Genomic DNA, 16,246 nt, shown 5'->3' with positions numbered 1-16,246 from the left:
CCCCTTTTATTTTGAAAAAACTTCTATACATACTATCGTTTACCTTTTTGCTGCGATTCTTCTGGTGTATCCAAGCTTTGTCTGCTGTAACCGGATACCAAGAACAATACCAACCTCCATCATGGTGAAGAGGATGGCCGAACCACCATAGCTTATAAATGGCAGTGAAACACCTGTATTAGGCAGAAGATTTACTGCCACACACACATTTACAATTATCTGATAGATAATATTTAACATTACACCTATGGTAAGTATGCTGCCGTAGAGATTTCTTGATTCCTTTACGACTATGAACATCTGATACAGCATATAAGCATACATCATGAACATCAATATAGCACCAACAATACCTAACTCCTCACATATGATAGAGAAGATCATGTCATTCTGGGCCTCAGGTATATTCACCAGCTTCTGGGTTCCCTTGCCGAGACCTTTACCGAATACACCGGCACTTCCTATGGCATACATTGCCTGCAAAGGCTGGTATCCACCATCTGCCTCATACTTCTTAGGATCAAGCCATGCAAATATTCTTGCCATCTGATATGGGTATTTTCCCACATCCTCCTGTGCCGGAAGATGATGAGAAAGATATACCAGTGCTATAGTCACTACAACTATTATCGTCACCAGAAAATACATGTGGAACTTCGTGTCACCACTCATTATAAATGTCAGGGTAAATACCATGAGCATAAGTATAATAGCGGTACTGAGATTTGATGAAATCGCCAATACCAGAATCGCCTGTACAGACACCGCCAACCACAGTACAAATATAATTACCCTGTTATTCATTCTCTTCTGGTATGTATTCACATATCCTGCCATAAACAAAATCATAAGAACTTTAACCACATCAGCAACCTGAAACTGAAGAGGTCCGATTGTGATCCATCTTGTGGCACCCTTGGCATTAATTGCAATACCCGGAAGCTTCAGAAGAAAAATACAGCCTATAGAAGCTATATAACTGGCTATAGCCGTAATGAATATAAGCTTTCTGTTATTCTTCTTAATGTAAAATCTGGCTACCAGAACCGCTACCACCAAGGCTACGATACCTATCACTATAGCTCTCAACTGCTTCTTAAAATAAAAGGCAGAATCATAATTAGTAGCCGCACTTATAGAGCAGCTGTAGCTTGACGCCGAAAAGATCATAATCAGTCCAAATGCCATAAGAAATAACATTCCGACTATCAGCCTGATCTCCACAGCAGGAGTATATATATACTCTACTTCCTCCGACTTGTCCTGTCCTCTTTTTATTTTCTTACTGTCTGTTCTGTTATTGTCTGTCTTCACAATATATCTCCACTACATATTAATTAAACAAGTTTGGAAGTGAATCCTTTATGAATTTTCCCGTGTCTATGACGCCTGCCTCCAACACATCCAATACATTTCCCTGGGGCTTATTGATCTTATCCACCACAGTGCCCACATAAAACACCGGATTCTCGTATCCACAGATTGCTCCCTGATAAGTTACTTTAATATATTTTCCCTTGTCATAGCTGTCGATCTTCATGTCATAGCTGCCATCTTCCTGCCCATTGTCTACACTTACGGACAGTACTTCATCCCTGAATTCATATTTCAGAGTTCTAACAGTCTCACTTCCATCCTTCACGTTAGTGAGAGTATATTCTGTTCCAATGACCTCATCTTCCGATATATCATCCTTAACCAGCTTTATGCTATTGCCCTTATCATCACTCTGCTCATAGCAGATTTTATCACACAGGTAATCTCCTCCAAGGAAACTCAGCTTAAAACCTATATTATCCTTTGATATGCCGTTCGCATATACGCACACCAGCTCGTCATACTTTGTAACTGCAAATCTCAGGGTGAAATCTCCGGTCTCATTAACTATAGTCTTTATCCTGTTATACATAATATCAACAGAGAATCCTGTAGCCTCCTCAACCTTTGCCAGCACGTCAGGTCCCGCCGACACGATCATATTATGTGCTCTGTCTATATAATCCATAAGCTTTTCCTGCTTAATGGTGATCCTGTATACTGTACATTTCTCATCCCTGCCATTCACAGAGAAGCTCTCTTTCCCTTCCCTCTCGGCCTCCATGTCAAGTACTGCCTCCGCTATCTCCTTATAAAGCTCCGACATGTCATTTGTTTCATCCGAAGTGGCAGTCAATACCTCCATAAAAGACTGATAAAATCCTGCAAATGCTTTTATTTCATCCTTACTTACACCTGCAGTAAGCTTGAGTACAGTGGCAAATGCAGTTGATGGAAGATTCTCTTTAAATGCCCCCGTATAATCAAACTGAAGATAATTACCCTTATAGCCCACAAGGGAAGTATCCTTGTCCGCATAGATATCCACATCTATATCATGGTTTAAGATTGCTCCCGAAGTCTGGAGCATAAACTCATGCCTGTCCTTGTCTCTGATTATGCCGGTACTTAAATTGTCTGCTTCAACTGATATTTTGTAATTTCCGCCTATGATACCCTTAATCATATCATAGCCGCCGTATTTTGCCTCTGCCTGCGATTCCTCCGCCGTAAGCATTGTATTCTTAAATGCATTCCATATCTTAAGCTGCGGAATATTCCTTATATACACCAAAACACCTACGAATATCCCTGCTGCCACTATCAGCACTGCTAATATAGAAATGATCACTTTTTGGGATTTATTAGTCTTCATGTGCAACCTCGTCATGGTGTTTATTTATATAATCTACTGCCTGCCCAAGCCCTTCCTCTGAAAATGGGAACTCTCCTCTGATCTTCACCTCATCGGCAGTTGCTTCAAAACAAAAGGGTTCCGGCCACATATAGCATGCCAGCACTGTTTTCTTCTCTTCAGTTCCGTCTTCTGCGACTCCGGAAACTACTTCCTCCTTTGTCACCATATATCTGGCACCTGTATCACTGCCCTTAAAGGGCTTTTTCTTGTAAAACTCAAATGCCAGCAAATCCACACGATTTACCATAATTTATTTCTCCCTTATCTCAAAGGTATACTTGTCAAGCAGCATGTTAGTCTTCTTATCCCTTACATAAAGCGTTATCCTCTCCGGCTTCTGACTTTCACCTGTCACAAGTACCCATGTAGCACTGCCGGTCTTCACCGCAGTGTCAGGGACTACATCTTTACTTTTACTTCCGTCCTCATGGACTATATATTCTACAATGTCACTGGACTTGCCGTCCCCAGCGTTGAATACAGAATGTACATATGCGTCCGTTCCCACAACACAGCTGTTGTTACGGGTAGAGTAATCCTCTGTGGAACCATTGATAAATGACTGTATATTCCAACCTGTAAGCTTCATAAGATCCTCTGCTGCCGTTCCGTAGCTTGCATATTTCAGGTCACACAGGTAAGACAGAGTAGTCTCATCATCTGCACTCATATGATCCGCAACATACGCAGCCTTTGCATTATTTATGTAGCTTGTCACGTCTATATTCTTCACCTGGGCAAATGCCTCTATGGCGCCATTGTAATCATTTTCCTCAAGAAGCTTCTTTCCCTTAGCCTGATAACAGGCGTCCAGGAGATCCGTAGTATCCTTATATGTCTGATCTACCTGAGAATAGTACCTGATAGCTTCGTCAAATTCGCTGTTTTTGTAACATCTTCCCGCATACTCAAGGTAACATATGCCTGCCTTCTCAAGGTAATCTCCATATTGAGATTTCATATAATCATCATGAGCAGTCTTAAGGTCCCCATCAGCATAGGATACACCTGCCTGCTTATAGTAGGATCTGGACAGCATGTCGGCAGAATCTTCATAATCTCCTGCCTCTGTGAAGAATTTTATTGCCTCCTCGAAGCTCTCCTCCTTGTATGCTGCAATACCCTGCTCATATGCACAGGACTGCAGAAATTCTCCGGCATCACTTATGTCTCCGGCATTCTCAAATTCTGATGAGGCAGCCTCATAATTACCGCTTTCATAAAGCCTTGTGGCTTCATTGTAGTGACTTTCCCTTGCCATCTTGGCAGAATCCCTGTAATCATACTTTGCCGCCTTCTCATAATATACCGCCGCATTCTCATAGTCTCCATCCTTGTAAAGGGATTCGGCATACTCATAGTATGCACCGCCCTCCACCATGGTCTTAGAATTTCTAAAATCATGAAGCTGGGTATATATGCTCACTGCATTATCTATATCTCCGCGGTCAAGTGCCGCAGACGCCTTATTGTACTTTAATATCTTCGGCACATAATAACCCGCCCCCGACACTGCTGCAAGTGCCAGTACTATGGTAACCGCTGTGATAATCCTTTTTCTTTTCTTTCTGGTCTTCTCGTCATCCGGCTTCTTCTTGTAGTAATCCTTATCTACTTCCCATGGCTCCGGCTCTCTCTCCGGAACAGGTTCCACCGGCACATCTTCCTCCGGATCCTCTTCCAATTCATAATTTTCCGGTGCGGGATCTTCATAATTGTCATCCTCATACCATTTGGTCTGAAGCTTGTCCTTGTCAACCCCTGCAAACATTGCTCCGCATACTGGACATCGATCTTCGTTATCCTCCAGCTCCCGTCCGCACACATTACAATAAAACATAACTATTAGCTCCTTTATTCCTGTCTGCCAGACTTAGGTTCCAGGATCACATCCCTGGCTTACTTGCTCTTAAACAGGAACTCTTCATTTGATATTTTTATAATACTATTGTCAGGAATAGGTACATCCATACTGCTGTATACCTGCTTTCCATTCAAATAAGTATGGTTGGTGGAGTTATTATCCCTCAAATAATTAACTCCGTTTATACTTGTGATATAAGCATGTCTTCTGCTGACAGATTTATTTCCCAGGATCTTATAATCAACGCCCTGATCTGCCTTGCCTATACAGAATACCTGCTTGGTAATAGGTATCTCTTCACCGGTAACTTTTCTTATAAGCTTTGGCACACCATATCCGCTTATAGGCTTTGTGGAAAGCACTGTTGTGGCTGCATCAGAGCTATCCTGGACATCTCCCATATAGCTTCCACTGCCCGGTCTGAAGGTGACTCTGCCTGTTGTATTCCCTGCCATGGTTCTTCTGATCTCCTCATAATATGCCATGTCACGGTTCTCATTAAGTCTCTTGACTTCTTCGGCTCTGCGTTTTGCTTCTTCAGCTCTCCGCTTAGCTTCCTCACTGTTTCTTCTTGCTTCAAATTCAGCACGCATTCTTGCCTCTTCGGCACGCATTTCTGCATCCCTTGCCCTTCGTATTTCATCTGAATACTTGGACGCTTCTATCTCCGCCTTTATCCTTGCTTCCTCAGCAGCCTTTGCCGCAGCCTCCGCCTGCTGTCTCTCTATCTCTTTCTGTCTTCTGTCTATGCCGTCCTGCTGCTCCATTATCTGTCTTGCATAGAGTATGGCAGTCTGTGACTGTGCCGCAACCTCCGCAGCCGCTCTCTGTCTGGCAACCTCAGCTTCTATCTTGGCGGCCTCCGCAGCCATCCTTGCTTCCTCAGCAGCCTTTGCCACCTGTGCCTGACGTCTTGCTTCCTCACTCTGACGTCTTGCCTCACTTTCAGCGATTATCCTTGCCTTATCTGCATTTCTTGCAGCCTCCTCAGCAAGCATACGCTCCGACTCCTTCTTGGCATATTCTGCTGTTTCATCGGCAAGTGCCGCCGGTGTCTGATCTTCTATGATAAGGAGCTGGCTCTTTGATCGAAGCTCACCTATAAATCTGTTAAAGTCAAATACGTCAAAATCCGGATTATCATCAAAATAATCCAGTATCTGGTTGGCACATTCCACCGCAGATGTATGGGCATATACCAGACGTGACAGGGTATCCTTCATGAACTGCCCTACATTATTCTCCGGAAACGCCTTATCAAGTGGAAGGTATATGACCTGCACTGTAAAATCACACAGCCTGGCATATAAAAACCTCAGATCAAGAACAACCTTATTTAGGCTCAGTCCATTCTGCACTATGGACACAAGTTGTCTGCTGAGACTGTATATATACTCAATTAATTCGTCTCTGAACACCGGCTTGACAATAAGCTGTTCAAAGGTCATATCCCCATAAATTGTATATTCAAGTGTTCTTTCTCCTTTTATATATGTTTCCCTGCATGTGCTGTTGTTACCTGCAAATGGCACATTGTATGTATTCATCTCATACGCATTTACCGGTGTATTCTGATCAAGCTTATAATGAACCCTCTGCTCCTTGACAGTCCTGTTATCCCTATCTGCCATGTATGCCCTCCTACTTTAAACTTTGCTAAGGCTTAAGTTTAGTTATTAATACTTTATACGTGCTCTATATGTGTTTCATTATACTTCTATGCACTCTTAATTTTTTTGCTCTGTTTTGTCATCAGTGCCCTTCCTCATGATCGTATAAATTTCGACACTAATACTTGTACATTATAACAAAGCACAACTTAAAAAGAAACCCCAAAACAGACTTTATGTAAATCTGAGTTTGGGGAATGTATTTCTTGATCAACTTTAAGTTCTGTACTGTCATCGACTTCGAATTTATGTTTATCTGTCATTGACTGTGAATTTATGTTTATTAATAATTTGCAGATTGCATTTTATTCTGATGTTTTTATGCTCAGTCGTCTGACTCCGGGTAGAGATCGTGGTTCCAATAATGCTCAGTAGCCTCAAGAACATTGTCCGGGCAGTTAAAGAACTGATAATTCTCATCCCAGCTTTCTGTGACCACATTTCCCTGTTCATCATAGTAAACCGGATCGTCCCAGGTAACATCCACGTTGTACCATTTACCGTCTATATGGATCTTGTTCCAGGCATGATCCTCTTCCAGACCATTTGCCTTGCCCTCTACTATAATGCATTCTATGTCGAAACAGTCCATGAACAGCTTGAAGGTTGAGGCGTAACCGGAACATATACCGTAATGTCCCACCAGCATACCATATGGATTGTCTGCGTCAGGATCTGCCTTGCTCTCATCATCCACGGCAGGAATGTCGTAGTCCATGTTTATACACAGGTAATCATGGACAGCCTTCTCCTTCTCAACATCCGTCATATCCTCTGTGATCACACTGTCGATCACAGCTACTGCTGCCTTATATATGGCCTGATCCTTTGGCTCCGTAAGTATGGACATATCCCTTGTTTTCACAGCCCTCACTATATCCTGATTGTAATATGTACTGTCGTCTATGTCCTTAAGATCATTTTCAGAGGTTATGACTTCATTGGAGTTATTTTCGTTATTGTTCTTATCATCTTCTGATTTTTCATTATTATCAATGTCTGAATCTGTGTTGTCTTCCGAATTTACATCATTGTTGTCCTGAGATGCATTATTTTTTCCGGAACCATTATTGTCACTTTTATCTTCATGGGTATTTTTATCATCATTTCCGACAGCGTCTCTGTACTTCTGTATCATCACAGCGTTTTTATCACTTAAGGCTTCCAACTCATCTTCTGTCATTTCAAATGTTTTGTTGAAGCCCTCCTTTGCAGAAGCCTCATCATCACAGATTGCAAGGACCACATAATTTCCCCTTGAATACACAAGTCCGTCATCTATCATCTTGGTTTCCTCCGGGAAATATCCGTAATACGCAGCACTACGCTGTTCTTTTCTGTTGGCAAATGCATCCTTAACCACCTTAACATCTTTCTTTCCCGATACCTCAAGCACTGCCCATTCGTATGCCCTGGAATTTACAGAATATATAATGGCACCATCCTCAAGGTCTACGTTAAGGTCATAAAATACTTCCATCACATTGTCAAATTCTGTATCTCCATATGTAACCAGTGCAGCTTCATATTCCTTATCATCAATCATGCCTGTTACCAGCTCAAGGCAGTCTGCCTTAGTCACCTTAGTATCTTTTCCCGGACCTGTGTTACTTAAACTGCATGCAGATGTAAAGCTTATAAGCAATATCATACACATTACAATTCCTATCTTATTATTTATTTTCATATCCTTCATTGTTCTCCTGTTGGTTTTTACTTGAACATCATTATAATGTTTTCCCCGTTATATTCAAATACCGAATTCTCCTTACTGCTATAATAAGAAAAACCCTTGATTTCAGTTTGAAATCAAGGGTTTTATTTTAGAGGCGCGAGCCGGATTTGAACCGGCGATGACGGTGTTGCAGACCGGGGCCTTACCACTTGGCTATCGCGCCATATATCATAAGGAGGGACCCATGCAATGGGAGGATTCCTTGTGATTAGTAAGCAACTTGTTGCTTACATTTATTACCATAAGAAGGGGCCCACGAAGTGGGAAAATCTCCTGTGGTTAATAAGCTGTTTACAGCTTACATTTATTATCATAAGGAGGAACCCATGTAATGGGAGGATTCCTTCACCCATCCTTAAACTCCCCGAGTAGGGCTCGAACCTACAACCCCTCGGTTAACAGCCGAGTGCTCTACCATTGAGCTATCGAGGAATATGTCAAAAATATTATTCAAGCATTCCAAAAAAGGAACGCAGAAGGAGGGATTTGAACCCTCGCGCCGCGCAAACGGCCTACACCCTTAGCAGGGGCGCCTCTTCAGCCACTTGAGTACTTCTGCAAAATGCCTAAATGAATGTTCCCACCAGGGATGTATTTATTTTTGACGCTAGTACATGATAACAAACCGGGAAAGATTTGTCAACATGTTTTTTTTGTTACAGTCTGAGCTTAGTGCCCTTTCCTCCACGTCTTACAGGTTTTATCCTTGTAAAGGCTACTTCCTTCTCGCCCACTGTAATGCTGTCCTTGATACTTCCCACTGCAACTTCCTCAATGTTATCCGTATCAGCAATGGACATGAACTTAATGCAGCCTGCTCCCTTGCCCTTTTCAGGGATCTCCGCAGCAGCCACACGGATGTAGAATCCCTCCTGGGATCTGGCAACAACAAAATCGCTCTCATCCACAAGACCGATATAGATTATCTCCTCATCTGCCTTGGACGCCGCAATGGACTTTCTTGTTACATCAAAGTTATTACCTGCAACTCTCTTGGCAAATCCATACTTATCTGCAAATAAGAATGTCTTATCCACAAACTGTTCAACACATCCCATATATAATATGTCTTCCTTGCCGTCCATATTACAAAATTCAAAGATCTGTATTCCCTTATCGTTAAGTCTTCCGATAAGTCCCTGTGAGGAAGGCTTCTTGGAAGATGAAGACTTTGAATTGGTATTCTTCTTTGCCTGAAGCTTTATAATATCAAGAACCTTGATGGTGTACATGTTACTATTATTTGCAAATACCGCAACTCTATCCGTATTCTGACACTTAAACGCAAACCTGTAGTCTCTTGTGATCTGCTCTGTATTCTTGTCATATACACCTGCGTCCACAACCTTTATATAGTAAAATCTATCCAGAAGAACTGCTACTTCAGTGGCAACAACCTCTGCCTTCTTGACTACTACCTCACCGCAATCCTTTATAACAGATCTTCTAGGAATGGCATACTTTGCCTTGATGGCCTCCATATCTGAAATCATCTGTTTCATCATGGCTGCTTTTCCTGACAGAAGCCTGCTGTACTTCTTAATAAGCTTCTCAGCCTCATCAAGCTCCTTCTTAAGCTGGTCGATCTCCAGACCTATAAGCTTCTGGAGTCTCATGGCAAGTATGGCGTCTGCCTGCTTCTCTGTGAAGTGAAGCTCCTTTGCATCTGCCTCTGAACCTTTAAATCTGAACTTAATATTTGATGTATCTCCATGGATAAGACATGCTCTGGCATCTGCCACCTTCTTACTTCCACGAAGTATCTCTATGATAAGATCGATACAGTCAACGGCTGTAAGAAGACCTTCCTTTACTTCCCTAACATTCTCCTGCTCTGCAAGAAGCTTGGTATACTTGGTATTATAGAGATCATACTTGAAATCAGTGTATATCTTAAGTATCCTCTTAAGACCCATGACCTCCGGCTTGCCATCATTTATGCAGTTAATATTAACTCCGTAGGTATCCTCAAGTCCTGCCTTCTTGTAGAGGATGTTGATTATGTTCTCTATCTCGGCGTCACTGGTACCCTTCTTAACATCAATACAGAGACACTCACCATTCTTGTCACCTCTGTCGGCAATATCTACAACCGCAGGAAGCTCTCTGTTTCTGGTAAGTTCTGCCACTGTATCAAGGAATTTGGCTGTTCCGCCTATCATGGTTACAGGAAGCTCTGTCACACAGATACTCTTTCTTCCGTAGCCGATATCTCTTACCTCAACCTTACCTCTTACCTTAAGTCTTCCAAGACCTGTCTCATAAATCCCCAGAAGATCATCTCTTGAGGCATTTATTATTCCGCCGGTGGCAAAATCCGGTCCCGGCATTATATCAAGAAGCTCTCCAAGGGATATCCCAGGATTATTGAGATAAGCTATGGTAGCATCTATAACCTCTCCGAGATTGTGGGTAGGGATATTTGTCGCCATACCTACCGCAATACCTGTACTTCCCGATACCAGTATGTTAGGAACCTGGAATGGAAGAAATGTAGGTTCTGTCTCTGTTCCGTCAAAGTTAGGGATAAATCTGTCCTTGAAATATGAAAGATCCTTCATACACACATCTTCTGTGTATTTGGATATCCTTGCTTCAGTGTATCGCATTGCCGCAGCACCTGAACCATCCACGGCACCGAAGTTACCATGTCCATCCACAAGTGGAATTGGAAGCTTCCAGTTCTGTGCCATATTTACAAGTCCCTCATATATTGAGCTGTCACCATGGGGATGGAACTTACCCATGGTATCACCTACTATTCTTGCGCTCTTTCTGTGTGGCTTGTCTGAACTGGCAAGACTGTTCAGTGAATACAATATTCTTCTCTGTACAGGTTTTAGTCCGTCTCTTACGTCGGGAAGTGCTCTCTCAGTAATAACTGACATGGCGTAATCCACATAGGACTGGCCCATCTCCGATTCAAAATCTATGTTTAATATTTTCTCTGCCATTGTTTATTCTCCTAATTACAATATGCATCACCCTTATATATCAAGTACAGCGTCCATGCTGTGGGTCTCGATATATTCTCTTCTCGGTGCAACCTCTGTTCCCATAAGTGTCTGGGTGAGCTGGTTTGCTTCAACAATGCTGTTTATGGATACCTGCTTTAAAACTCTGTTATCCGGATCCATGGTGGTTTCGTAGAGCTGGTCGGCATCCATCTCACCAAGACCCTTGTATCTCTGTATCATGAACTTGTTCTGATGAGTCTTTCTGTATTTCGCCAGCTCATCATCCGAATAGAGATACTTTATATTCTTTCCCTCACCTACTCTGTAGAGAGGGGGTATAGCAATGTAAATATGACCTTCTCTTATAAGATCCGGGAAGAATCTGTAGAAGAATGTAAGAAGCAGTGTAGCAATATGTGCTCCGTCCACGTCCGCATCAGTCATGATTATTATCTTATTGTAGTTAAGCTTAGAGATATCAAAGTCATTTCCGTAGCCCTGTAAGAAACCGCAGCCAAAAGCATTTATAAGGGCCTTTATCTCTGCATTTTCAAGAACCTTGGCAACAGGCTTTTTCTCCACATTCAATATCTTTCCTCTAAGGGGAAGTATCGCCTGGTACTTTCTGTTTCTGGCGGTCTTTGCCGAACCTCCCGCAGAATCTCCCTCCACTATGAATATCTCACATTTCTCTGCGTCATTTGACTCCTGCTTTGCAAGCTTTCCGTTTCCCTCAAATGAGAACTTGGAAATATTGATCTTGGACTTGTCCATTGCTTTCTTTTTTGAAAGAGCAACCGCTCTGTCGCAGATATCCTTGAGCACTTCATAGTTTCTGTCGAAGTATACTGTAAGCTGTTCCTTTACGATATCATCCACAGCCTTTGTCACGTCTGTGTTTGAAAGCTTGGTCTTGGTCTGTCCCTCAAACTGAGGATCCGGATGCTTGACTGATATTATCGCCTGCATACCTGATCTTATGTCTGCTCCCGAAAGGTTCGAGTCCTTATCCTTTAAAAGTCCCAGTTCATTTCTTGCGTAATTATTTATAAGCTTTGCAAATCCTGTCTTAAATCCGGTTACATGTGTACCGCCCTCAGGGTTTGTAATATTATTTGTAAATCCGATGATGTTCTCTTCGCCATCTTCAGTCATAAGAAATACGATATCTGCACTTATTCCATCCTTCTCGCCGCTGATAGCCACCACTGGTGATGTACGGGTAAGTCCCTCTGATATGTCCTCCACAAATGCTGAAAGACCTCCCGGCTGATGGAACACTATAGGCTCTTTGCCGTCTCTCTTATTCTCAAATGTAATTGTAAGCTCAGGGTTCAGATAACAGGTTTCCTTTATTCTCTGCCTGATGGCGTCTGCCTTGAACTTAACTGTCTCAAATATACTTTCATCGGGATACAGTGTTACCGTAGTACCTGTACGTCTGGTCTTAAGCTTCTCCTTAGGGAGATTACCGTCAATCAATTCTGTTGTAGGATTGCCATATTCATAGGAATCATGGTAGAGATATCCGTCCCTTGCAACATCCACTATAAGCTTCTTTGACAGGGCATTTACAACTGCCGAACCAACACCATGAAGACCTCCGCTTATCTTGTATGTGTTTCCGTTAAACTTACCGCCTGCATGTAATACTGTATATACAACTCTCTCTGCCGGTATTCCCTCTGTAGCATGTATATCTACGGGAACTCCTCTTCCATCGTCGGACACTGTGGCAGAACCATCTTCGTTGATACTTACATATATATTCTTGCAGTAACCTGCCAGGTGCTCATCCACCGAATTATCTATGAGCTCCTGTACCAGATGGTTGAGTCCGCTTCTCCCTGTATTTCCAATATACATACCCGGTCTTAGTCTTACTGGTTCAAGGCCCTTTAAGACCTCTATGTTTTTTGCACTGTACGACATCTAACTTTCCCTTCTTAATTTCACCATAATCTGTTTTTATCTGACTATATCACACAAACATATGTTCTTGCAAATATTTTATTTAATTTGACTTCTCAAAGTCACTGAGGATATTTATATTATCTTCGCTTTCAGCGTAATATATCTTTATCTTGTCTCCCGGCTGGATAAATATCAACTGTTCATTATCTGCAAATTTCTGTTTGTACACATTACCATCCTTGTCGGTAATGTAGACATATGTCTCATTTTCCACAGCAATATACTTGATATCCTTTACAACTATATCCTTATTTGGCATACCTTCAAGGTCTGAACTGCTGTTTGTTATGCCATTTTCATACAGTAATCTGGTATATTCCTTAAGAGCGTCCCTCTGGGTGTTTCCTGTAGCAACAATGTTATATTTTTCCACATTTACCAAAGCATACATTTTTACAAGTCCCGCATTATCCTTCAGAACCATTATATATGTCGGGATATTCTTAATATTTATAAGTGATGGGAAGCTCGCCCTGTAACCAAGATTTTGTACCTGTCCCTCTGCGGAACTCATGGCAGAATACTCCTCGGCACCGGCAATGTTGTAATATTTACTTTCGCCGGTTCTTAAGTTCATAAGGACAAAGCCTATATTAGACTCATCTGCATTTACAGAGGTTACTCCGGTATAAACCCATACATCTCCATCCATAACCTTATAACCATAGTCATCTGTAGTCTTCTTACATCCCTTGTTTCCGATAATGCTGTTTATATATCCGCCTGATAATCTTCCGTACCAATCATACTTCTGACACATGAGATCTCCGTCATACACTCTGTCTATCCAGTTTGGTACATTGCCCACCGGATAATATACAGTATCACCTGTACACGGATCACACACAATGACGCCATCTACATCCATGGCTCCGAATAGACCGGCATTTGCCTTCATGGTAGGACATATATAGTATGGATTTCCCTCATTATCAAGCTCAAGATAATAATCATCTATAAGCTTTGTAGGATACTTCATCTGGACATGTCTCATGAGATTATCATTAAAATACGCTGATGGCACATACTTCATTGGCTTATCAAGCTTTACATACTGTGCCTCGTTCTTTACAGGATCCACCAGAACATATCCCGGAACCCCGGCATTCTTGTTGTTAAAGTATTTGATAAATCCAGCATATTCCAGAGACGCTACTTTCATAGGTCTTCCGTTGTAATCTATTGTGCTGTAGTAATCGCTTACCACATACTGGCTTACCACATCTGAAAGGGAACCTATGGCTCTCTCTCCGATTATCTTGGCTGTTTCTGTATCCATTAGAGCAATATTGTTTATATCTGTGCTCTCAGGTATATCTGTAGCAAAGTTTCCATCCTCAATGTTTATAAGACTTGCATACTTGGATGAAAAGAAAAGCTTGGATGAGAAAAATGACGCAAATATAAGAATCACGATTATGCCTGCGATTGCCATAATACCGTACTTGGTTACCTTATTTACCAGCTTTACTCCGTCTACTATTATTACATTTTCCTTTTTCTTTAAATTAAGGAAACATACCATAAGAAGAATAACAGTAACAATAAGCCACTGATACAGTTCACCGGAATATATGCTTAATGAAGGCACGCAAATATAATAATATATTGCTTCAACTATAAGAAACAGCACCAGCATTACTGCATTTACCTTTGAAAATACAAACCCGCTGGTGAATATGTTCTTATTTGCCGATGTTTTCTTTCTTGATTGCTTTCCCATGGAATATCCCTCCTTAAGTCCTTGAGTTTCTGTAATCCTCAACCGCTGTTTCATAGAGATTGTTTCCCTGGCAATCGATAACAACTATAGCCGGGAAATTTTCAACTCTCATTTTCCTGATTGCTTCTGCTCCAAGGTCATCATATGCAATGACCTCTGACTCCTTGATACAGCCGGACAAAAGTGCACCGGCTCCACCTACGGCAGCAAAGTAAACTGCCTGATCCTTGATTATTGAATCTATTACTGCCTGACCTCTCTTACCCTTTCCTATCATTCCGTTAAGACCCTTGCTTAAAATAAGTGGGGTGTATTTGTCCATTCTTGTACTGGTTGTAGGTCCTGCAGAACCTATTACCTGTCCCTCCTTTGCAGGTGTAGGTCCAAGATAATATATTACATTATTTGTAAGATCAAATGGTATTACACCTTTTTCATATAATGTCTTTCCATCGGCGTCACTATACTCTGACGCAAGGATAGCATCATACATTCTCTTATGCGCCGCATCTCTTGCACTATAGATGGTTCCTGAAATATATACATAGTCACCGGCTTTAAGGTCTTTAACCTGTTTCTTGTCAAATGGTGCATTTATATGTTTTTCCATTATTTATCCAATCTCCTTATCCAAATATCAGATTAGTTTATTATATAAATTGTCCAGATCATATAATATGTCTCTCAAATACAGTTATATTAATATTCTCATATTAAATTACGACTGTAACATGTCTGTTTACATGGCAGCACATATTTACCGCAAGTGGCATACCAGCAATGTGGGTTGCGTAGGTTTCAATATTTACTGCAAGGGCTGTGGTCTTACCGCCTAAGCCACCAGGACCTATACCGCTCTTGTTTATTGTATCAAGCACCTCTTCCTCTATCCTGGCAATGTGAGGAAGCTTTGAATGTTCCCCTGCCTTTCTTGTAAGAGCTTTCTTGGCAAGCTCTGCCGATAACTCAAAGTCTCCGCCTAAGCCAACACCTACAAATACCGGTGGGCATGCATTAGGTCCTGCTTCCATAACAGCCTTTACGATAGCTTCCTTTACACCCTCTTCTCCGTCAGCAGGCTTAAGCATGAACACCCTGCTCATGTTCTCGCTTCCAAAGCCCTTAGGAGCTATTGTGATCTCAAGCTTATCTCCCGGCACAATGTCATAGTGGATAATGGCAGGAGTGTTGTCGTTTGTATTTACCCTTAAAAGTGGATCCGATACAACTGACTTTCTGAGATATCCTTCTTTGTAACCTCTTCTTACACCTTCATTTATGGCGTCTGTAATATTCATTCCTTCAAGGTGTACATCCTGTCCTATATTAACAAAAAATACAGCCATGCCGGTATCCTGACATATTGCAATTTCGTCTCTTGCTGCTATATCAAGGTTATCACATAGCTGATTCATGATCTGTCTTCCAAGTTTGCTGTCTTCTTCTGCTGCTGCTTTTCTTATGGTATCTTCCATATCCTGGGACAAATGTATATTTGCCTTTATGCACATGTCCTTTACAACATCAATTATACTTTCTGTCTTTATTATCCTCATTCTTCTTTTTTCGGGAATAATTACTGTGAAACC

Annotated in this window: 11 protein-coding genes and 3 tRNA genes; all 14 read right to left on the bottom strand. The window is 41.7% G+C overall.

Going from position 1 to position 16,246, the window contains the following annotated elements; translation table 11 throughout:
- Positions 1-39 precede the first annotated feature (39 nt).
- The gene (locus DXB54_RS01555) at positions 40-1,314 is read right to left on the bottom strand and encodes an FtsW/RodA/SpoVE family cell cycle protein (protein ID WP_243104719.1); all 1,275 of its coding nucleotides are present in this window, start codon (positions 1,312-1,314) and stop codon (positions 40-42) included.
- A gap of 19 nt (positions 1,315-1,333) precedes the next feature.
- A complete protein-coding gene (locus DXB54_RS01550) occupies positions 1,334-2,692 on the bottom strand; it encodes a hypothetical protein (protein WP_118694039.1) in 1,359 nt (452 codons plus the stop codon).
- The gene (locus DXB54_RS01545; protein WP_021937629.1) at positions 2,682-2,981 is read right to left on the bottom strand and encodes a hypothetical protein; all 300 of its coding nucleotides are present in this window, start codon (positions 2,979-2,981) and stop codon (positions 2,682-2,684) included. The genes DXB54_RS01550 and DXB54_RS01545 overlap by 11 nt, the downstream gene beginning before the upstream one ends.
- A 3-nt stretch (positions 2,982-2,984) precedes the next feature.
- Positions 2,985-4,574, bottom strand: coding sequence for a tetratricopeptide repeat protein (locus DXB54_RS01540; protein ID WP_021937630.1), 1,590 nt, complete (start codon positions 4,572-4,574; stop codon positions 2,985-2,987).
- Between the two features lie 59 nt (positions 4,575-4,633).
- Positions 4,634-6,229: an FHA domain-containing protein gene (locus DXB54_RS01535; protein WP_021937631.1), complete on the bottom strand. Its 1,596-nt coding sequence runs from the start codon at positions 6,227-6,229 to the stop codon at positions 4,634-4,636.
- A 364-nt stretch (positions 6,230-6,593) separates the two neighbouring features.
- Positions 6,594-7,955: a DUF4358 domain-containing protein gene (locus tag DXB54_RS01530; protein ID WP_158578144.1), complete on the bottom strand. Its 1,362-nt coding sequence runs from the start codon at positions 7,953-7,955 to the stop codon at positions 6,594-6,596.
- 140 nt (positions 7,956-8,095) lie between these two features.
- A tRNA-Cys gene (locus DXB54_RS01525) sits at positions 8,096-8,166 on the bottom strand.
- Between the two features lie 197 nt (positions 8,167-8,363).
- A tRNA-Asn gene (locus DXB54_RS01515) sits at positions 8,364-8,435 on the bottom strand.
- A 39-nt stretch (positions 8,436-8,474) separates the two neighbouring features.
- Positions 8,475-8,562 (bottom strand) — tRNA-Ser (locus tag DXB54_RS01510).
- A gap of 97 nt (positions 8,563-8,659) precedes the next feature.
- Positions 8,660-10,957 carry a DNA gyrase subunit A gene (locus DXB54_RS01505; protein WP_118694036.1) on the bottom strand — a complete coding sequence of 766 codons (2,298 nt, stop codon included), beginning with the start codon at positions 10,955-10,957 and terminating at the stop codon, positions 8,660-8,662.
- 33 nt (positions 10,958-10,990) lie between these two features.
- Positions 10,991-12,892 (bottom strand): DNA gyrase/topoisomerase IV subunit B, encoded by a 1,902-nt coding sequence (locus tag DXB54_RS01500; protein ID WP_021937852.1) that lies wholly within the window; start codon positions 12,890-12,892, stop codon positions 10,991-10,993.
- 82 nt (positions 12,893-12,974) lie between these two features.
- Positions 12,975-14,657, bottom strand: coding sequence for a hypothetical protein (locus DXB54_RS01495; RefSeq protein ID WP_118694035.1), 1,683 nt, complete (start codon positions 14,655-14,657; stop codon positions 12,975-12,977).
- A gap of 13 nt (positions 14,658-14,670) precedes the next feature.
- Entirely contained in the window at positions 14,671-15,267 is a 597-nt protein-coding gene (locus tag DXB54_RS01490; protein WP_118694034.1) for a Fe-S-containing hydro-lyase, read from the bottom strand.
- A gap of 103 nt (positions 15,268-15,370) precedes the next feature.
- Entirely contained in the window at positions 15,371-16,213 is an 843-nt protein-coding gene (locus tag DXB54_RS01485; protein WP_118694033.1) for a fumarate hydratase, read from the bottom strand.
- Between the last annotated feature and the right edge of the window lie 33 nt (positions 16,214-16,246).

It is taken from the genome of Coprococcus sp. OM04-5BH (genome assembly GCF_003482105.1).
Classification (GTDB): domain Bacteria; phylum Bacillota; class Clostridia; order Lachnospirales; family Lachnospiraceae; genus Coprococcus.
Note: the sequence above shows the minus strand (reverse complement) of the source record. Positions and strands in the feature narration are given on the sequence as shown.